The organism is Psychrobacillus sp. FSL K6-1464 (assembly GCF_038003145.1).
GTDB lineage: Bacteria > Bacillota > Bacilli > Bacillales_A > Planococcaceae > Psychrobacillus > Psychrobacillus psychrotolerans.
In genome coordinates this window covers 1,613,941-1,634,476 of record NZ_JBBOOP010000001.1, presented here as the reverse complement: position 1 = coordinate 1,634,476, position 20,536 = coordinate 1,613,941, and the positions used below count along the sequence as shown (strand labels likewise).

At 36.6% G+C, this 20,536-nt stretch carries 19 protein-coding genes; 6 read left to right on the top strand and 13 right to left on the bottom strand.

Features of this window, described 5'->3' with window-relative positions; translation table 11 throughout:
* The first annotated feature begins 98 nt into the window (after positions 1-98).
* Entirely contained in the window at positions 99-1,001 is a 903-nt protein-coding gene (locus tag MKX39_RS07995) for a LysR family transcriptional regulator (protein WP_340769038.1), read from the top strand.
* A gap of 100 nt (positions 1,002-1,101) precedes the next feature.
* Here the strand turns inward: MKX39_RS07995 and MKX39_RS07990 are convergent, their stop codons facing one another.
* The 4 genes from MKX39_RS07990 to pxpA form a co-directional block, all read right to left on the bottom strand.
* Positions 1,102-1,875, bottom strand: coding sequence for a DUF2935 domain-containing protein (locus MKX39_RS07990; RefSeq protein ID WP_340769037.1), 774 nt, complete (start codon positions 1,873-1,875; stop codon positions 1,102-1,104).
* A gap of 182 nt (positions 1,876-2,057) precedes the next feature.
* Positions 2,058-2,831, bottom strand: coding sequence for a putative hydro-lyase (locus MKX39_RS07985; RefSeq protein WP_093534545.1), 774 nt, complete (start codon positions 2,829-2,831; stop codon positions 2,058-2,060).
* A 38-nt stretch (positions 2,832-2,869) separates the two neighbouring features.
* On the bottom strand, positions 2,870-4,087 hold the full coding sequence (locus tag MKX39_RS07980) for an NRAMP family divalent metal transporter (protein WP_093534547.1): 1,218 nt from the start codon (positions 4,085-4,087) through the stop codon (positions 2,870-2,872).
* A 12-nt stretch (positions 4,088-4,099) separates the two neighbouring features.
* Entirely contained in the window at positions 4,100-4,861 is a 762-nt protein-coding gene (pxpA, locus tag MKX39_RS07975; RefSeq protein ID WP_340769036.1) for a 5-oxoprolinase subunit PxpA, read from the bottom strand.
* A 256-nt stretch (positions 4,862-5,117) separates the two neighbouring features.
* On the opposite strand from pxpA, the gene pxpB reads away from it, so the two are divergent.
* Both pxpB and MKX39_RS07965 read left to right on the top strand, forming a co-directional pair.
* Positions 5,118-5,846 (top strand): 5-oxoprolinase subunit PxpB, encoded by a 729-nt coding sequence (gene pxpB, locus MKX39_RS07970; protein WP_340769035.1) that lies wholly within the window; start codon positions 5,118-5,120, stop codon positions 5,844-5,846.
* Positions 5,843-6,829, top strand: coding sequence for a 5-oxoprolinase subunit C family protein (locus MKX39_RS07965; RefSeq protein WP_340769034.1), 987 nt, complete (start codon positions 5,843-5,845; stop codon positions 6,827-6,829). Before pxpB ends, MKX39_RS07965 begins: the two co-directional genes overlap by 4 nt.
* Before the next feature lie 20 nt (positions 6,830-6,849).
* Here MKX39_RS07965 and MKX39_RS07960 read toward each other — a convergent pair whose 3' ends face one another.
* The 6 genes from MKX39_RS07960 to MKX39_RS07935 all read right to left on the bottom strand — a co-directional run bounded on the left by MKX39_RS07960 (position 6,850) and on the right by MKX39_RS07935 (position 13,330).
* Complete coding sequence (locus tag MKX39_RS07960) at positions 6,850-7,608, bottom strand: IclR family transcriptional regulator (RefSeq protein ID WP_093534555.1); 759 nt, start codon at positions 7,606-7,608, stop codon at positions 6,850-6,852.
* Between the two features lie 23 nt (positions 7,609-7,631).
* The gene (locus MKX39_RS07955) at positions 7,632-8,531 is read right to left on the bottom strand and encodes a DMT family transporter (protein ID WP_340769033.1); all 900 of its coding nucleotides are present in this window, start codon (positions 8,529-8,531) and stop codon (positions 7,632-7,634) included.
* 274 nt (positions 8,532-8,805) lie between these two features.
* Positions 8,806-10,179, bottom strand: a complete 1,374-nt coding sequence (locus MKX39_RS07950) for a GntP family permease (RefSeq protein WP_340769032.1) — start codon at positions 10,177-10,179, stop codon at positions 8,806-8,808.
* Between the two features lie 71 nt (positions 10,180-10,250).
* Positions 10,251-11,264 carry a 4-hydroxythreonine-4-phosphate dehydrogenase PdxA gene (pdxA, locus tag MKX39_RS07945; RefSeq protein WP_093534561.1) on the bottom strand — a complete coding sequence of 338 codons (1,014 nt, stop codon included), beginning with the start codon at positions 11,262-11,264 and terminating at the stop codon, positions 10,251-10,253.
* A 3-nt stretch (positions 11,265-11,267) separates the two neighbouring features.
* The gene (locus tag MKX39_RS07940) at positions 11,268-12,569 is read right to left on the bottom strand and encodes a four-carbon acid sugar kinase family protein (RefSeq protein WP_340769031.1); all 1,302 of its coding nucleotides are present in this window, start codon (positions 12,567-12,569) and stop codon (positions 11,268-11,270) included.
* A complete protein-coding gene (locus MKX39_RS07935; protein WP_340762144.1) occupies positions 12,566-13,330 on the bottom strand; it encodes a DeoR/GlpR family DNA-binding transcription regulator in 765 nt (254 codons plus the stop codon). The genes MKX39_RS07940 and MKX39_RS07935 overlap by 4 nt, the downstream gene beginning before the upstream one ends.
* Before the next feature lie 219 nt (positions 13,331-13,549).
* On the opposite strand from MKX39_RS07935, the gene ilvA reads away from it, so the two are divergent.
* Both ilvA and MKX39_RS07925 read left to right on the top strand, forming a co-directional pair.
* Positions 13,550-14,812, top strand: coding sequence for a threonine ammonia-lyase IlvA (gene ilvA, locus MKX39_RS07930; RefSeq protein WP_340769029.1), 1,263 nt, complete (start codon positions 13,550-13,552; stop codon positions 14,810-14,812).
* A gap of 164 nt (positions 14,813-14,976) precedes the next feature.
* Positions 14,977-16,461: a catalase gene (locus MKX39_RS07925; protein ID WP_093534569.1), complete on the top strand. Its 1,485-nt coding sequence runs from the start codon at positions 14,977-14,979 to the stop codon at positions 16,459-16,461.
* 195 nt (positions 16,462-16,656) lie between these two features.
* Here MKX39_RS07925 and MKX39_RS07920 read toward each other — a convergent pair whose 3' ends face one another.
* Genes MKX39_RS07920 through MKX39_RS07910 form a run of 3 tightly spaced genes read right to left on the bottom strand, consistent with a single transcriptional unit; the run spans position 16,657 to position 19,501 of the window.
* Complete coding sequence (locus MKX39_RS07920) at positions 16,657-17,454, bottom strand: ABC transporter ATP-binding protein (protein ID WP_340769027.1); 798 nt, start codon at positions 17,452-17,454, stop codon at positions 16,657-16,659.
* Positions 17,447-18,484 carry an ABC transporter permease gene (locus MKX39_RS07915; RefSeq protein WP_340762141.1) on the bottom strand — a complete coding sequence of 346 codons (1,038 nt, stop codon included), beginning with the start codon at positions 18,482-18,484 and terminating at the stop codon, positions 17,447-17,449. The genes MKX39_RS07920 and MKX39_RS07915 overlap by 8 nt, the downstream gene beginning before the upstream one ends.
* Positions 18,485-18,502: 18 nt before the next feature.
* Positions 18,503-19,501 (bottom strand): ABC transporter substrate-binding protein, encoded by a 999-nt coding sequence (locus MKX39_RS07910; protein ID WP_340769026.1) that lies wholly within the window; start codon positions 19,499-19,501, stop codon positions 18,503-18,505.
* A 418-nt stretch (positions 19,502-19,919) separates the two neighbouring features.
* On the opposite strand from MKX39_RS07910, the gene MKX39_RS07905 reads away from it, so the two are divergent.
* Positions 19,920-20,321 (top strand): helix-turn-helix domain-containing protein, encoded by a 402-nt coding sequence (locus MKX39_RS07905; RefSeq protein WP_340769024.1) that lies wholly within the window; start codon positions 19,920-19,922, stop codon positions 20,319-20,321.
* The last annotated feature ends 215 nt before the right edge of the window (positions 20,322-20,536 follow it).

Genomic DNA, 20,536 nt, shown 5'->3' with positions numbered 1-20,536 from the left:
AAAAGTGTCTTAAGAATATTGTATGTTTTCAAAATAATATAAACAATATATAATTTGGATATAAACCATCTAATATTGAGATAGATAAGGAGAATTCGATGGAACTACGCCAATTGAGATACTTTATAGAAGTAGCAGAAAGAGAGCATATTTCGGAGGCTGCAGTCCATTTACATGTTGCTCAGTCCGCAGTTAGTAGACAGATAGCGAATTTAGAGGATGAACTCGGAGTTCAATTATTTGAACGGATCGGTAGAAATGTAAAGCTAACACCAATAGGGAAGATTTTCTTAGACCACAGTGTCTCTGCTATTAAGGCCATCGATTTTGCCAAGAAACAAATTGATGAATATTTAAATCCTGAAATAGGAACTATTAAAATTGGCTTCCCAACAAGTTTAGCAGGTCACTTGTTGCCGACAGTAATTTCTGCATTTAAAAAGGAGCATCCAAACGTTGCTTTTCACTTGCGACAGGGATCTTACAATTATTTAATAGAAGCGGTTAAACAGCGTGAGCTCAACTTGGCGTTTTTAGGCCCACTTCCTCCCAAAGATAGTAATTTAAATAACACGATTCTTTTTACAGAGAATTTTTCCGTTCTTTTAAATGCCAACCATCCCTTTGCGAAAAGAAGTAAGATTCCTCTTATTGATCTTCGCAATGAGGATTTTGTTCTTTTCCCTGAGGGCTATATTATGCAAAAACTAGTGGTCGAAGCATGCAACTCTGTTGGTTTTACACCAAAAATTACCTCAGAGGGTGAGGATATGGATGCGATTAAAGGTTTAGTAGCCGCAGGTATTGGTCTAACACTGTTGCCAGAAAGCACTTTTTATGACTCTACACCTAGATTCACGAAGAAAATCCCTATTGATTTACCTAATATTCGAAGAACAGTCGGAATCATTAGTCCGGCTTCCAGGAATCTATCACCTTCTGAAAAAGTATTTCATGATTTCGTTGTACAATTTTTCTCATTACTTGGGCAATATCAGTAACCGAACATACATCTTCCTCTTAAAACCATAAAGAACCGGGCATTTTACACGCCCGGTTCTTTTAATTTCAAACCTATCATAATGCCCTGCATAAATGCGATTATTTTTTATCAGCATTGGTGGATTCGGCCACTTTTGATAAATAATATTGTTCTTCTCTTGCCATATGGTCAGCCATAGATACAGTAAAAGTTCCAAGCACCTCTGCATTTAGTTCCATTTCTTCTAATTCATCTAGAAAAGCTAAAAAAAGAGTTATTTCTAACTCTACATTATCATTAAATCTATTTAATGCTGGGAACTTGTTGATATTCGTGCGTAGGTAACCAGTCAATTCAACCGCTTTCAAATAAAACTGTTCAAAATGTTTGGCAAAGATTTCACTTTTTTCTTTTAGTCTTTTCTCTGTGTCATCCATTCGAGCATCAATTGCACCAGCATGACCAGAAGCATCCAGTAGCCAAATTAGATGGTGATGCAATTCATGATAAATAGGTGGTACTTCCCCTTTTTCCAGATAGCTTAATACCAGTTGATATTCTTCTAACTCGTTTACCATATGACTTATAAAGGTAGGCGTAAGGTGAATCCCCATCTCCCCTAGTAAATGCCTTTTGATAATGGACAATTTAAATGATTTTAATTGATCCACATATTCTGCGACAATATTAGCAAAAGAAATAGCATTTGTTTCGTTCAAAGCATTTACTTGAGAAAAAAGTTGATAGAAATGTTTTATGAAATAATTCGCCTTCTCGATGTCCTTCTTTTGAGAAGGATAGAGCGAATCATGAATAAAGCGAGAATGATCTCCTAGCACGCGAAGCCAAAACTGATGTTCAAAGACTGCACTTTTCAAGTAATTATTTTCCAACCATACATCTCCTTTAGTTTCCCTCTACTTCAATTTATTCATCTTATATTGTTTTATTAATAAAACCGTAAATGCCAACAATATTTAAAAGCCAATTCTTTAAATGGCTTTTAACATAAATCATAAAAAAACACGAAGATCGCAATTACACGATCTTCATGTTTTAATGGATTACCTAAGCCTTAAAATACACTCAGTTTTTCGTCTTTTAAATCACTGATAAACATGCAACCGGGTGCATGAGTAATCATTATAGAAGGCTTGGACTGCATAGCGACTGCTTGAGGTGTAACACCACAAGCCCAGAAAACTGGCACTTCTCCATCCTTTATCGTAACTGAATCTCCAAAATCAGGCTTCGATAAATCCGTTATTCCAATTGTTCTTGGATCTCCAATATGGATTGGCGCACCATGTACCCCTGGAAATCTGGAAGTAATTTGTGTAGCTCTAATTGCGTCTGCAGAAGACATTGGTCTCATACTTACTACTGTCGGCCCTTCAAAAACTCCTGCTTTCACACACGCAATATTCGTCTTATACATTGGTACATTACAGTTTTCTTCAATATGTCTAATCGGGATACCAGCATCCAGTAGTGGAGTTTCGAACGTAAAACTACATCCAATAAGGAAAGCTACCATATCATCTTCCCAGTAATCAGTAATATCCAAAACTTCCTCTACATAGATGCCATCTTTATAAATCCGATACTTTGGGATATCTTTGCGTATGTCAGCATTTTGAGCAATTGACCTAGGCACAAAAGAACCTATATCAGTTACATCGACTAAAGGACATGACTTAGGGTTTCGCTGGCAGAACAGCAAGAAATCATAAGCATATTCTTTCTTTAATATCGCTAGATTTGCTTGTGTATAGCCTTTAGACATTCCAGCTGTAGGACCTGTGATTTCTCCAGAACGTATCAATTCACGTATGTTACTGGGTGACATGGATATATAGTTATTTATACTAATTCACTCCTAACTAGTTAAAAAAGCAATGGAATTTGTTCTATAAGTGTCATGATACCTAAAACACCCATGATTATCGTTACTAATCCACCACCTATCGTCATCCAAAGAGGATGTTTATACTCTCCAACCACTTCTTTTTTATAAGCTCCAATCAGTAAAGTGCCGAGGGCAAGTGGTAAAATTAGTGCATTAAGTGCTCCTACAAGGATAAGAACGTTTACAGGTCTTCCGATAAAAGCAAATGTCACAGTAGATACAATAATAAATAATATAATTACCCAATTATGATATTTTTCGATTTTTGGGTGGAAAGAACGAATAAATGAAACGGATGTATAAGCTGCGCCTACCACTGAAGTAATGGCTGCCGCCCACATAATTACACCAAATATACGATACCCAATCTCACCGGCAGCAAGTTTAAATACTGAAGCTGGTGGATTCTCTGGGTCTATTGCCAACCCCTGAGATACTACTCCTAGAACTGCAAGGAACAAAGCGACTCTCATGATACCTGTAACAGCAATTCCGGTCACCGAACTTTTTGTCACATCTGGTATCGATTCTATTCCACTTACTCCTGCATCCAGCAATCTATGTCCACCGGCAAAAGTAATGTAGCCGCCTACTGTACCACCGACTAATGTAACTATCGCAAAAATACTTATTTCAGAAGGTGCAAATGTTCTTACTATCGCTTCTCCTACTGGAGGAGATGTTATAAACGCTACATAAAGCATTAGTAATATCATGACAAAGCCAGCTACTTGAGCAACTTTATCCATTGCTTTACCTGCTTCTTTAACTACGAAGATAAATATAGCAAAGACAGCACTTATTATTGCACCAGTAATCGGATCAATTCCGAGCATTGCATTTAATCCTAGACCAGCACCTGCGACGTTTCCTATATTAAATGCTAGTCCACCCATCACAATAAGAATTGCTAAAACTACACCAAGCCCTGGCAATACCTTATTTGCAATCTCTTGACCACGAAGACCAGATACAGTAATGATTCTCCAAATATTAAGTTGAGCAAATACATCTAATATTAAAGAAATTAAAATTACAAATCCAAAACTAGCTGCTAATTGTTGAGTAAATACGGTTGTTTGTGTTAAAAAACCTGGTCCAATGGATGAAGTTGCCATTAAAAATGCAGCACCAAGCAATACGCTATTCGTAACTTTCTTGTTACTATTCACAGCAATAATATTCTTTTTTGACATCTCTCTCTCCCCCTAGTCTACTAACGAAGATATAGCAATATTGCTGCGCTCTAAAGTTTCTTTAATCTGTTTTGCAAATGTAACCGCATGTTCTCCATCCCCATGGATGCAAACTGTATCTGCTTTTATCGATACCTCCGTATTTTGTTGAGATATCACTACCCCCTCTTTAATCATTTTGACAACTTGTGCAACCGATTGATGCGTATCAGTTATTAATGCATCTGCATGTTGACGAGAAGTTAAAGTTCCATCTTCCTGGTAGGTGCGGTCTGCAAAAACTTCATGAGCTGTCTGTAAACCAATTCTTTCTCCTGCAGCTGTTAATTCACTATTCGCTAGCCCAAAGAGAATTATGGATGGATCCACATCATAAACGGCTTGAGCAATAGCCTCGGCTAGCTCTTTGTTTTTCGCTGCCATATTAAATAATGCTCCGTGAGGTTTTACATGCTGCATCTTTTCATTAAATGTTGCTAAAAATGCTTGTAATGCTCCTATTTGATAAACTACCATGTCGTAGCCTTCTTGGGGAGAGATATTCATTTCTCTACGACCAAATCCGTTTAAATCTGGTAAACCTGGATGTGCACCGATTTTAACCCCATAATCTATAGCTAGTTTTACAGTTTCTCGCATCACACTAGGATCTCCCGCATGAAAACCACATGCTATATTAGCAGAAGTTACATATTTCAATATCTCTTTTTGTTCTCCTAATTGATAACGTCCATAGCTTTCACCCAAATCACAATTTATATCTATTTTAAACATTTTTCTAAACCCTCCCTAGATTTAAAATAAAAGAATCAGCTCTGATTAGTTCCGTAATATGGAACCTTAGTTTTGAAACTTAAAAAAAGTTTACCACAGTTTGATTTTTCTGAATAGATATTATTTTTTATTAAGTTATTAAATATGGTGCAAAAACAAAACTTGTAATTTAAATTTAGACAATTATAATAATTTATATAGTTCATTTTTAAGAACTAAAGTACCGCAATTCGAAACTAAAGGAGTTTTTCCAATTATGAATTCTTCCCAGTTAGAAGTCGACATTAAACCTTTAGGAGATTCTGCACTTATTGTTCAGCTTGGAGAAGGTATAAGTCCTACCCTACATAAACTTGTAAAAAGTCTCTCAGAGCTGATTTCTACTAATCCCTTTAAGGGAATTATAGAATACGTACCTGCTTATAATAATATTACCGTGTACTATAATCCTTTTTTGGTACAAAACGTACACAGTGGTTCGAATAGCGCCTATGATAAAGTGAGTAATCATATAGAGAAAATTGTTCAACAAATAACTTTGGAGAACAGAACCGACACAAGAACTGTAACTATTCCTGTTTGCTACGGTGGTGAATTCGGTCCTGATTTAGAGAATGTTGCGTCAGTAAATAACCTAACAATTGACGAGGTTATTGATATTCATACAAGTAGTGATTGTTTGGTTTATATGTTAGGATTTGCACCGGGTTTTCCTTTTATGGGAGGTATGAATGAACGAATAGCAACTCCAAGAAGAGATACCCCAAGATTGTCTATTCCGCAAGGTTCAGTAGGTATTGCTGGTAAACAAACAGGGATTTATTCGTTAGAAACACCTGGTGGATGGCAAATCATTGGTCGAACTCCCCTAAACTTATTTCTTCCAAAACAGTCTCCTCCCTCACTTTTACAGGCAGGCGACAAAATTCAATTTGTTTCCATTGCGCCTGAGGAATACTTCTTATACGAGGGGTTGAAGAAATGAGTATCAAAGTGCTACACCAGGGATTGCTGACTACTATTCAGGATTTAGGGAGGTACGGCTTTCAAAAGTTCGGTGTAATCGTAGGTGGAGCAATGGATTCCTATTCCTTAAGGCTTGGTAATCTCTTAGTTGGTAATACTGAAAATGAGGCTGCTCTTGAAATCACACTGTATGGAACTAAGCTTCAATTTGAGGAAGATACACTAATTGCTATAACTGGTGCTAATTTCTTACCTACTATTAATGATAAGCCTGCACCGCTATGGAGTCCGATTATTGTTAGGAAAAACTCGGTGTTAAAATTTCATACAGCCATAGATGGAAGTAGAGCATATATAGCAATTGCAGGCGGAATTGACATTCCTGAGGTGATGGGTAGTAAAAGCACGTATCTTCGTGCCAATATTGGCGGATTTAAAGGGAGGGCCTTACAAAAAGGAGATGTGCTTCCTCTAACTTCTTCAAAAGTCTTCAATAGCAAGACGTCAAAAATTAGGCAGAAAAACAAGGGCAATTGGAGCATAAATTATAATGAGTTGATAAATTTGGGCAAACATCAAATAATTCGAGTAATACAGGGGACAGAATTTGATAGGTTCGATAAAGAAAGTCAACATAAACTTTTGACGGAAGTTTTCACTTTATCGTTACAGTCTGATCGAATGGGATATCGGTTAGAGGGATCATCACTTTCTCTTTCTGAAAACTTTGAACTGTTATCGGAAGGAGTTACATTTGGTACTATTCAGATCCCCCCTAGTGGACAGCCAATCATTCTTATGGCCGATAGACAGACAACAGGTGGTTATCCAAAGATAGGACAGGTAATTTCTGCAGATTTGCCTACCCTTGCTCAACTTCCACCCAAAGCTACTATCCAGTTTAAATTAGTAACATTGGAAGAAGCAGAGCAGGCATTTATTCAAAATGAACAAAAGATAAACCTTATCAAAAAAGCGATTAACTTTAAACTATATCCATAAATTCAAAACCCCCTCATTTTTTATTGAGGGGGTTTAGTGTAGCCTAGCTTATATGAAATCTCGTCAGCAGCCTTCATTACTTTTTGGGCATAAAATTCAATATTCTCATCTTGGTAATTAGCTTCGATACCTGCAATACTAAGCCCACCTACTACTTCCCCTTTAAAGTCCAAAATGGGTGCTGCAATTGCAGAAGTATAATCCTCTAGTTCAGAATGGCTTATTGTATATCCATTTACCCTTGCATCACTTATAGATCTTAATAACTCTTCTTTAGTAGTTATTGTTCCAGTTGCAATTCTTTCAAACTCTGTCTTATTTAGATAGGTCTCGATTTCTTGGTCAGGTAAAAAAGAAAGAATAGCCCTTGCACATGCCCCTGCGTAAAGAGGGCTTCTTCTCCCGACAGCAGTATACAAGCGAACTTTTTGATAGACATCCACTTTTTCAATATAAATTGTTTCATCGCCTTGTCGAACGATTAAATTTATAGCTTCTTTTAGTTCTTTATGTAATTCTTGCATAATATCAAAAGCAATTTGCCTCAAATTTAATCGGGAAGCTACAAGGTTTCCATACGTTAGAAACAATAAACCCAATCGGTATTTTGAATCTTTTCCTTTTTCTACGAAACCCATTTCTTCTAAAGTCAGAAGCATTCTGTAAACAGAAGTTTTCGGTATTTGAGATAGATCAATTATCTCTTGAAAAGTGAGTTCTGGGTTTTCGAGAAACAAATTTAAGATATCCATTGAACGAACTACAGTCTTATTTTTCATATTATCACCTTCTATTAAAATTATTAGCGATTATTACTATAGTCTATCAGTTTCTTTTTACTTCTATAGTTTACAAGGAAGATACTAATGCCAACCATAACTAACCCGATAATTAGTAAATATGTAATTGGTTCATCAAGGAATACCGCTCCTAATATGACGGCAATAATTGGTACCATAAAAGTGGAGGAACCTACCTTACTAGCTTCACCTTCTCTAATAAGTTTGTAATATACTATTTGTGCCAGAGGTATACCTAATACGGAACCATATGTTAAGGCACTGATATATTTACTATTCCAAACGATATCTGAGAAGTCCTCGAAAAAACTCCCGAATCCTATCAATATAAAACCGCCTATTATACATTGCATGGAAACCATCCAGTATGGATTCACTCTATTGCTCACTTTTTTGACGTATATAACACCTAAAGCCCAAAAGAAAGCAGTTAATAACCCTAAAATTACACCAATAACTGATACATGGAAAGTCAAACCATCCAAGCTCACAATAACAATACCTATAAAGCCAATTACTAACCCCAAAATCTTTCCAGGAGTCATAAATTCACCGAGCCAAATCCATGCAAAAAGCCCTAATAATACAGGTTGAAAATATACAAGAATGGAAAATAATCCACCCGGTAAATAATTTAACCCGACTGTTTGAATTCCAAAAAATAAAGTTGTATTTAATAAGGCAGAAGTGCAATACAGACGCCAATTCTCACGCCAATTTAATTTATCCCTAATTTTAAATAATATTACTGCTAATAGTAATCCACCCATTGTTGCTCTCATTCCTGCAAATATGACGGGAGGAGTATATGGTAATGCAAGTTTATATATAGGCCAACTTGCTCCCCAAACAAAAATTAAAAACAAGAGTAGCATTGTGGACTTTGTGAAAATTTTTTTCAACCCTATTACTTCCCTTCAACATCTCACCGAATCTATAAAACCACTCTAAACACTATACACCCTTTCACTCCTAGCATCTATTTAAATTTCCTTCTACTAAGCGAAAAAATTCGTTATATTCAAGATTTTCGATTCTCCATTTTCGTCCTGCAGTCGACCTTATATCATTTTAGAAGAATGGAATTGATAATTACGTATTATTCGTTCACCATTAAAACGAATTATTCTCTAATAGTAAAAAGACGCCCATAGAGAGCGTCTTTAGAAAAAATTATTAAACAAATATATCTGCAACCAGAATAGCTATTAGTGATGCACCCCAAGCTAATGTAGTTGGTACTGACCATACCATAATCTGTTCTTTCGTATTTGTGATACCAAGTGACCGGTTAACAACCCAAAACATTGTATCACTAAAATATGAGAATACCATTGCGCCAAGTGCTGCGGCTTGTGCTGCGAGCACCATATTTACACCATCTATATTAACTAGAATTGGTGCTGAAATAGATGCAGCTGTTATCATTGCAACAGTCCCACTACCTTGGATCAACCTTATAAGGGAGGCAACTATGAACGGTATTAATACAGCAGGTAATGGTAAGGAAGCAACGAGATTTCCAATATAGTCCCCAGCTCCACTTTCACGTAATACATAGCCGAATGCTCCACCTGCACCAGTGATTAATAGAATAACCCCGGCTGCGTTCATACCTTCTTCCATCCTGGCAAGTGTATCTTCACGACTCCAACGCCCTGCTAATGCATAAATAGCTGCAATTACAGCTAACCCTACCGCAATAATTGGTTGGCCTAAGAAAATAAGATAATCATAAATTCCACCCGTAATTTCTAATGCTGTCAACGTTGTATTCAGGAAGATTAATACAATCGGTAAGACAATCGGTAATATAGAACGGAACAAGGATGGTAGCTCTTTATTACGTTCATTTGAGAGTTGAACAAATTCATCATACGTCATTTCATCCTCAGGACGAACCCAGTCCGTGCCGTCTTCATTTGGCAATTGATATATTCTCTTACCTAACCACTTACCATAGAAAACTCCAACTAACATAATAGGAATCGCAAAAATCAATCCATAAATAATCATTTGACCAATGTCTACTCCGAAAATTCCTGCAACCCCTAGTGGTCCTGGAGTTGGTGGAACCGCATGATGCGTTGCTACCGCACCAATTGCCAACGGAATTCCAATTGCAACAACTGATTTACCAGTTTTTCTTGCAACAGATTTTATTAATGGCGTTAAAATGATAAACGTAGAATCTACAAATATAGGAATCGCAACTATGTATCCTGCAAGGGCCATGGCCCATTCTTCTTTTTTCTTTCCTATAAACTTGATAAGTGCATATGCTAAACGTTCTGCAGCACCGGAAACTTCCAATAATCTACCCATCATAACTCCAAACCCAATTACGATACCAATGGACCCTAACGTACTACCGAAACCACCAATTATGGCATCGGCTACTTTAGGTGGTGACATTCCTCCGATGATTCCTGTTATTGCTGCTGCGATTATTAATGCTAAAAACACATGAATTTTCGTTTTTACTACTAGATAAACTAATAGAATTACCCCAATGATAAGACCTAAAATTACTTGTGACTCAGATGACATCCCATGAAACCCCTTTCAATCCTCTGTTTTTAAAAAAGGAAAGTATAATACTTTCCTTCTATACTAATTACTTATAATGATTCACGAGTAAATTTCGGTGCATATTCAGCAGCAAGTTTAATACATTCGTACATGCTTACCTCAGATGCAATGTTTTTCCACGCTATATCAAATGCAGTACCATGATCAACAGACGTACGTAGGAAAGGCAGACCATTTGTAATAGATATTGTACGGTGGAAATCCGTCATTTTCGCCGCGATATGACCTTGATCATGATATAGAGAAAGAACAGCGTCATACTTACCATTTAGTGCTTGGAAGAAAACTGAATCTGCCGGTACTGGACCGTAGGCATCAATTCCATCTGCTTTCGCAAGTTCGACACCTGGTTTAATTTCTTCTACTTCTTCCATACCAAATAGACCGCCCTCCCCTGAATGGGGGTTTAATCCTGCGACTGCAAGCTTACGACTCTCAACTCCTAGACGTTGTAGAGCTTTATCACATCTATTTAAATAATCACGAACTCTTTCTTTCGTCATTTGCGTAATTGCTTCTGCAACTGACACATGTCTTGTTAAGAAGAATATACGCATTCCTTTTACTTGGAACATTGTTAGTGGATCTGGAGCACCACCTAAATCCTCAAGCATTTCTGTATGACCGATATAAGGAACCTTTGCTGCTTTTAATGATTCTTTATTGATCGGAGTAGTTGCAATTGCTTTAACTTCGCCAGCCATTGCAAGTTCCACTGAGCGTTTGATAAATTCAAATGCTGCTTGTCCATTTTGTGCCGAAACCTCTCCTGGCGCGAAATCTTCCATATTAATATTTGCTAAGTCCATTACATCTATCGTCCCAAACTCATAGGAACCTTCTGCTGGTGATGAAACGACACGAACTTTTAAATTTACACCAGTTACTTCGATTGCTTTACGAAGTATATTCGCATCCCCTACAACTAGAGGTTTACACATTGTGTAAAGTTCTTCTTTTGCTAAAGATTTAACTGTAATTTCAGGACCAATACCTGCCGCATCTCCCATAGGAATTGCAATAATTTCTCGAACTGTAGTCATATCCTAAACACTTCCTTCTTCTTTTTTGTTTATTAAGAATCTTACACACTTATAAATAGAGTACTTATCCCCTACCATGCCACCTTTAGTAATTACAGGAATGCCATCGAAAGCTCCTCCTATAAAATGACCATATGCCGCTAAAGGAAGTACTTCATCCTGCAAACCAATAGCCTGCGCTTCACTGACAGAGCATAGAGCTGCTGTCACATCGCCACCACTGGAAAACATTCCATCAATTGCATGTTCTGTTTGGTCAATAACACTATGAGTAACTCTAGCCAAACCTTCCGTTAAGCGCTTGGCAAGCTTTTCTTCTGTTACTCCTTCTCTAACAGCTATTTCTTTTAAATCTAGTTTCCCTGAACCCGGTGCATACGTAGTGATGATTAATACTTCTTGATCCTCTAATTTAATGATTGCTTCCTTCATCGCACGCTCTATTTCTTCGTCCCACGTACTAGTAGTAGAAGCTAATGCCTCCGTATTGACATAAACAGGGTCAGCATTTTTCTTGTCTATAAGATAATTTAGTTGTCTTCCAGTTAAAGGAGTTATGCTACCAACCGTTACGATGAACTTATTCGTCAACACATGCTGATGAGCCATTAAACGACTATAAGATGCGGATAATGGACCTGGATCCACGGGCACAAAAACCACTCCCTCAATTGCAGCCATCGACTCTGCTATATGATCAATGTCTTCATTTGTCACAGCATCTACAACAATAATCCGATTTCCAGTTTCTATTTGTTTCATCATTTCCAATTGAATACTATTTTTTCCCTTTAAAACCCTCCCTAATCCTATGTGGGAAACTGGATACTGACTTTGCTCTATCATTATAGTAGGCACATGAGAGATTGTAATTGGATTCATTGGATCCTTCGCAACGTCCGTAGATTCAACTGGTACACCATCTATCAATAGATACCCCCCAGATACGATACGTCCTGAATCTGGATAGGATGTAACAACTACTGCCACACTATTTTTTCCTATTGCATCTAATAATGTGTCTGTTTCTACTCCAAGGTTTCCACGTACCGTACTATCAATGCGCTTACAAAAAATACTTGCCCCCCATGTCGAAAGCTGTTCGTACGCATTCAACACTCTACTTTGTGCAATACTTGGTGCACAATATCTACTATCTGTGTCAACACTAATGGAAGTAAAACCACCCGTTTTTGGCACCTCACCCCCAAAAACTGCAGTAGCACTATTGAACCCATTTTTAGAAAGGAGAACTCCAGTTGCATTAGCACCGGTTAAATCATCTGCAATAATTCCAACTTTCATTTTTTCACGCCCTTAATAAAGGTAGTCATTTCACTGTAGATTTCTTCTACTTCTTCTGGAAGTGTTTGATCTGTTATGATAGCTGTCACGCAATCGATATCCGCTATTTTAGCAAACGCTTTCTTTCCGAACTTTTGAGCATCCACTACTAGATAAACTGATTCACTACTATTAATCATTTCTCTCTTTATAGAAGCTTTTTCAAAAGTAGCAGATGTAATGCCTAGTGTTGAATGAACTGCATGGGCACCTAAAAACAAAATATCTACATGGATTTCTTTTAACATATTTTCTGCATATGTTCCGAAAACTGCCCCTACACCATTTTGAATTTTTCCACCTAACATAATGACTTCCACTTTGCTATCCATCAATTCTGCAGCTATTTTAATGTCATTTGTTACAATCGTTAAATTTATTTTCTGTTTTAAACGTTTGGCAATTTCAAAATTAGTAGTACCAGAATCGAGAAAAACTTTCATACCATCTTTTACAAGTCCTATAGCGATTTCAGCAATTTCTACTTTTTGTGGATGAGCTTCAGAAATTTTTTGAATATAGCTCTGTTCTGCAATAATAGCCTCGGGTATAGCGGCTCCACCGTGAGTTCTTATCAATTTCTTCTGTTTTTCTAGTTCATCTAGATCACGACGAATGGTCATCGCAGATACATCTAGTAAATTTACTAAATCCAAAATTTCTACTTTTCCATTTATGGCAAGCTCTTCAATGATGCGTTTCTTTCTTAATATCGGAGTCATACAATTCTCCTTTTCATAAAAACGTTTACTATGAACATATTATGTTCGATTCTACCAATAAAGTCAATATATTTTGTTTAATTTAAACTTTTAGTGTTAATAACGAACATTTAACCATTTATAAAACAATTTAGAATTATCAATATTAACTAGCATTTTAGCGATGTAGTGTGATAAACTATATTAATCTTTTATATGAAATTGGAGGTATACCGCCTTATGCAATTAACAGATACGAAATCAATACAAGTGGAGAATGTCCTAATTGCACATCAGTTTTTAAAAGATGTCGTCTATCATACTCCCTTACAAAAAAACGAGTATTTATCAGAAAAGTATGGAGCAACTATTTATTTCAAACGAGAGGATTTACAACATGTCCGCTCTTTTAAATTACGTGGGGCTTACTATAAGATTAAAACAATTGAGACAGAAGCAAGGGAAAAAGGAGTAGTTTGTGCAAGTGCTGGTAACCACGCACAAGGTGTCGCTTACGCATGTGCACAACTCGGTATCATCGCAAAGGTTTTCATGCCTTTAACCACGCCCTCACAAAAAATTGATCAAGTGAGAATGTTTGGTCGTGAATTTGTGGAAATCATTCTAGCCGGTGATACATTTGATGATTCCGCAGAAAGTGCAACGGCTTATGCAGATACGGAGGATAGAATTTTCATCCACCCATTCGATGATCCGGATATCATTGCGGGTCAAGCAACTGTTGCTGTAGAAATAATGAATGATATTGATGTTCCTATAGATTATTTGTTTGGTAGCATTGGTGGTGGTGGCTTAATATCTGGACTATCTACTTATATAAAGAATGTCTCTCCTTTCACCAAAGTAATTGGGGTTGAACCTGAGGGAGCTGCAAGTATGCAGGCTGCTTTCCAAAACGGAGGTCCAATTAAGCTAGATTTAATAGATAAATTTGTAGATGGAGCAGCGGTAAAATGTGTTGGTAATCTCTCTTATGAACTAAGCAAAAAGTACGTGGATGATATTGTTCTTGTACCGGAAGGAAAAGTTTGTACGACGATATTAGATTTATACAACAAGCATGCAATTATCGCTGAACCTGCTGGTGCTCTATCCGTAGCAGCATTGGACTTTTATAGCGAAGAAATCAAAGGGAAAACTGTAGTTTGCGTCATAAGTGGGGGTAATAATGATATTGGGCGTATGCAAGAGATTAAAGAAAAATCATTAATCTATGAAGAGTTACTATATTATTTCATCGTCAAATTCCCTCAAAGAGCAGGAGCATTACGTCAATTCCTGGATACGGTTCTTGGACCAAATGATGATATTACCACTTTTGAATATACTAAAAAAAATAACAAAGAAAGTGGACCTGCACTTGTGGGCATCGAATTGAAAAACAAAGAAGACTATTCTGGTATTCTTTATCGTATGAATGAGAATGGGTTTTCTTACAAAGAAGTAAATAAAGATAGCACTCTATTTGAATTACTTATATGATAAAAGCCTGTGTAACATCAACGTTTATAGCGTTTGATGTTACATTTTTTAATATACTAATATAAAGTTTTTAAAAATCTTCACACCTCTATTCTAGCAATATTTTAATCTGTTTGATATAATGATTCTTGTATTATAAATATTCTAATCTAGGGGGAAATTGAATGTCAGAAAATCAAAACAACAACAATAACAAAATGACAACTGCAGCGGGCGCGCCTGTAGTAGACAATCAAAACTCGCAATCAGCTGGACCACGTGGCCCATTATTATTACAAGATGTATGGTTATTAGAAAAACTAGCACATTTTGATAGAGAAGTAATTCCTGAGCGTCGTATGCATGCAAAAGGATCTGGTGCTTACGGTAAATTTACTGTTACTCATGACATTACACAATATACTTCAGCAGCTCTTTTCTCAGAAATCGGTAAAGAAACTGAAATGTTCGTTCGTTTCTCCACAGTAGCTGGTGAACGTGGAGCAGCAGATGCTGAACGTGATATCCGTGGATTCTCTATGCGTTTCTACACAGAGCAAGGTAACTGGGATTTAGTTGGTAACAACACTCCTGTATTCTTCTTCCGTGACCCACTTAACTTCCCAGATTTAAATCACGCTATTAAACGTGATCCACGTACTGGTATGCGCAGTGCAAATAGCAACTGGGATTTCTGGACATCATTACCGGAAGCACTTCACCAAGTGACTATCGTAATGAGTGACAGAGGACTTCCAAAATCTTACCGTACAATGCACGGATTTGGTAGCCATACATTCAGTATGATCAATGCTAACAATGAACGCGTTTGGGTTAAATTCCATATGCGCTCACAACAAGGCATTGAAAACTTAACTGATCAAGAAGCAGTTGAAGTTGTTGGTGTGGACCGTGAAAGTCACCAACGTGACCTATACGATAATATCGAAGAAGGCAATTTCCCGAAATGGAAAATGTACATTCAGGTAATGACAGAAGAACAAGCTAACAACATGCCTTACAATCCATTCGACCTGACAAAAGTTTGGTATAAAAAAGACTTCCCTCTAATTGAAGTTGGAGAATGGGAACTTAACCGTAACCCTGAAAACTATTTTGCTGAAGTAGAGCAAGCAGCTTTCACACCAGCTAACGTTGTACCTGGTATTAGCTTCTCTCCAGACAGAATGTTACAAGGTCGTCTATTCTCTTATGGTGATGCACAACGCTACCGTTTAGGTGTAAATCATCATCAAATTCCAGTTAACACACCAAAATGCCCGGTACACTCTTTCCATAGAGACGGAGCAATGCGTGTGGATGGTAACTTAGGTGGAACATTACCTTATGAGCCAAATAGTTATGGAAAATGGAAAACTCAACCTCAATACACTGAGCCACGTTTACCACTTCATGGAGATGCTGGAATTTGGGAATTCCGTGAAGATGATGATAACTACTATGAGCAACCAGGTAAACTATTCAGATTGATGAGTCCAGAAGACCAACAAGTTCTTTTTGATAACACAACACGCAATATGGACGGCGTAGAGGAATTCATTAAGATTCGTCACATCATTCACTGCTATAAAGCAGATCCTGCATACGGACAAGGTCTTGCAGAAGCAATGGAAATTCCGTGGGGCAATATCGAAGCTGCAATGGCTTAATATATCCACTTAATAACATAGCTTTACTCACAGAGTGGTTAGTAGTAACTTAGGTTACTACTAACCACTTTTTATATAGTTAAAAACCCTCTAGAATGGCACCAACTGAACAATACTTACGAAAAGGAAACGTCTATCTATTCGTGACTCATTAAACAGACAAAAAGAGCAACCCATGGCTGCTCTTTTTGTTGTTTAGGACGATAATAATGCTCGATCACTTGTTAACTTTTGGCCACGAATACGTTGGAACTCTTGCATTAGCTTTTCAATGGTTAAGTGTTTCTTCTCTTCTTCCCCAACCTCTAATATTATTTGTCCTTTATCCATCATGATCAAACGATTACCTAAGTCTAATGCTTGCTGCATATTATGAGTAACCATTAAAGTGGTTAGATTATCTTTTTTTACAAGCTTTTCGGTCAAATTTGTTATTAGTTCTGCTCGAGAAGGATCTAAGGCAGCTGTATGCTCATCTAGCAATAATATAGAAGGCTTTGTAAATGTAGCCATTAACAATGATAATGCCTGCCTTTCTCCACCTGAAAGCAGTCCAACTTTAGCGTTTAATCGGTTTTCAAGATTTAAATGCAAACTTTCAAGTGAGTGAAGGAAAAGTTCTTTCCTCTGTTTATCAACTCCAATTTTCAAGCTTCTTTTTTTATTTCTAGAATAGGCAATTGCTAAGTTTTCCTCAATTGTCATGGTTGGTGCAGTACCAGACATTGGATCTTGAAACACTCTTCCTATCAACTTGGATCGTTTAAATTCGGGTAATTTTGTCACTTCTTCTCCATTAATATAAATTTGGCCAAAGTCGGGAGTCAATGCCCCAGAAACCATATTTAACATGGTAGATTTACCCGCACCATTACTTCCAATAACGGTAACAAAGTCACCAACATTTAGCGTTAAATTTATACGATCTAATGCAATTTTCTCATCTGCAGTACTCTCATTGAAAACTTTGTTAATATTATTTAATTTAAGCAAGGTTCTCACTCTCCTTACTTCTATTAAGAGCTAAGACTTCCGATTCACGCAATGCATGTCGTTTTGCTTTCCTGCTCTTTTCACGTCGTTTTTCGAAGAACTGAGGTAAAATGAGTGCTACAATTACGATAAATGCAGTAATTAGCTTCATATCTCCTGCATCCAAGAATTCTACGCGAAGCGCTAATGCTAAAACGATACGATAAATGATAGCACCAGTGATTACAGCAATAGTTGTTCTAACGATTGTTTTCGTACCGAAAATTGCTTCTCCTATTATGACGGAGGCAAGTCCGATTACTATCATTCCAATACCCAACCCTATATCAGCAGCTTTTGTATACTGAGCAATTAAAGCTCCAGAAAATGCAACAAGGGCATTGGAAATACCTAATCCTAATATGACAAGCGTATCTGTATTTGCTGAAAAACTGCGAATCATTTTCTTGTTATCACCGGTTGCACGAATTGCTAAACCAACTTCCGTTTTTAAGAACCAATCAAAAATAAATTTTATTATAACTATTAAAATAGCTACAATTACTAGTGTCCCCCAAGTTTTAGGAACATATTGAACACCTAAAGAAGTTAAGAATCCATTAATAGTATCATCTATACCTAAGCTTCCCCACCAACTGAAAAACTGGCTAAATATAGTTCCTTCATTCATCAAAGGGATATTAGGTCTTCCTACAGAATTCTCAATTGTAAAACCCATTATCCTCAAATTGATGGAATACAAAGCAATCATCATTAATATTCCCGACAGTAGTGGATTAATCTTCCCTTTCGTGTGTAAAATCCCTGTCATACATCCTGCTAGGAATCCTGCAAATATAGCAACGAGTGTTGCAATAGCAGGATGATAGCCTAACACTATCATCGCCGCTGCTGTTCCTGCTCCTGTTACAAAGCTTCCATCAACCGTCAAATCAGGAAAATCCAACACTCGGAAGGTCAAATAAACACCGAGAGCCATAAGTGCATATATAAACCCTTGCTCAACTGACCCAAAGATTGCTGTAAACATAAAACATCAAACTCCTATCTATTCCGCAAATTCTGATTCCCATTCATCTTTTACTTCTATTCCAAGGGCATCAACAGTATCTTTGTTTAAAATAAATTTCAAATTTTGTGGATATTGAACGGCCAAATCAGCTGGTTTACTTTCACCCTTCAAGATTTTAACAGCCATTTCTCCAGCTTCATAACCGATATCATAAAATTCAAAGCCATATGCTCCTAATCCGCCACGTTTAACAGAATCGAACTCACCTACCATCATCGGTAACTTATGCTCATTAGCAACATCTACTACGGATTCAAGAGCTGAAACAACCGTATTGTCAGTGATGATATATAAGGAGTCAACTTTCCCTATTAAAGATTCAGTTGCTTGCTTCACTTCAGCTGATGTTGAAACGGAAGCTTCTACTACATTTAGACCAACTTTGGCCATTTCTTCTTTTACTGCATCTACAGATGAACGTGAATTTTGCTCTCCTGCATTAAATACCATACCAACATTCTTTGCACCTAACTCATTTTTCAAAAATGCAATAGTATTTGGAATCGCATCAGGTTGTGTATCAACTGTTCCAGTTACATTTCCACCTGGGCTTTCCATTGAATCTACAAGTTCAGCATCAACAGCGTTAGTTACAGAAGTAAATACAATTGGAATGTCCTCTGTAAGAGCCGCAACTGCTTGAGCACTAGGTGTTGAATTGGCAAATATTAAATCGGCTCCTGAGTTTACTAGATTATTAGCAATAGTTGAGTTTAAACTATTATCATTTTGAGCATTCTCATATTGATATTCGACCTCGAGTCCTGCATCCTCAATGGCTTTTTGAAATCCTTCGTAAGCTGCATTTAATGATGGATGTTCTACAATTTGAGTAACACCTATTTTAAATACTTCTTTATCGTCAGACTTTGTAGAAGTGGATTTTGTTGCAGCAGAATCATCTGTACCACATGCAGCTAATAGTAAAACAGCAGCGGATAATACCATACCAAACTTTTTCTTTGTTTTTCCCATCTTTAATACCCCCAATTTACATTCAATACATCAGTGATTCAACTCGCTAAAGTATTACGATAAAGCAATGTTACACCGGATAAGAATAATAGTCAATAACATTATGAATTATTAATTAATTTAATTTGTATGCTTTTAGTTTGGGTCTAAAGAAAAAGGTTGATAGTCGTTAATGATTACGAAGAATAGGTACAGGTTTGTGAAAGTGTTACTTAAACTAACTAAGCAGGTTAGTTAGTTTAAGTAACATAAATGGATTTTTGCAACTTCTTTTCGGTTTGCATACGTATTCAGTAAAGAAATCGTAAGTTTCATTTGATTGCAACGAAGCGTTGCGAACTTGAAATCATTGGTTTCTTTTGCCACAGAAAAAAATTTGATATGGTGGTGATATCAAATTTAGAAAGGAATGATAAAAATGAAAATTGGGAAATCGATTTTAGATTATCGTAAAAGAAATAATTTAAGCCAAGAACAATTGGCAAATAAAATTGGAATTACTAGACAGGCTATTTCAAAATGGGAACAAGAAAAAGGTGCCCAAGATATTGAAAATTTAATTTTATTAAGCGATGAAATGAATATTAGCTTAGACAATTTGATTAAAGGTAACAGTAATATAAAAAAGCAAATCTTGAATAATCAAAAAGCAGTAAAGTTTCATCTTTTAGTTATTTTATTTTTAATAGCTATTGTAATTTATATAGCGTATTTTGCTCTTTTACATGAAATTTTTATGATTGGATTCTTAGTTGCAACGCTCTTTATGCTAGGTATAGAACTTTATGTTTACATGAGGAATATTCGAATTAAAAAATAAGCTATGTTACTTTTTCTCTTGTTCATCTTGGGAAGGTAAAGAAAAAATTATTTTGAAACAGCCAAAGAAATAACAGAAAAAGGTGAGCTTAAAAGTGTTTTTCCAAGCTCGCCTTTTTCTATACAAAATCTAGCATTAACTTTAACATAGCCTTATTTTTTTACTTATTGCCTTTAAAGTTAGAACCCTTACGATGTATATTAAAATATCTGCTA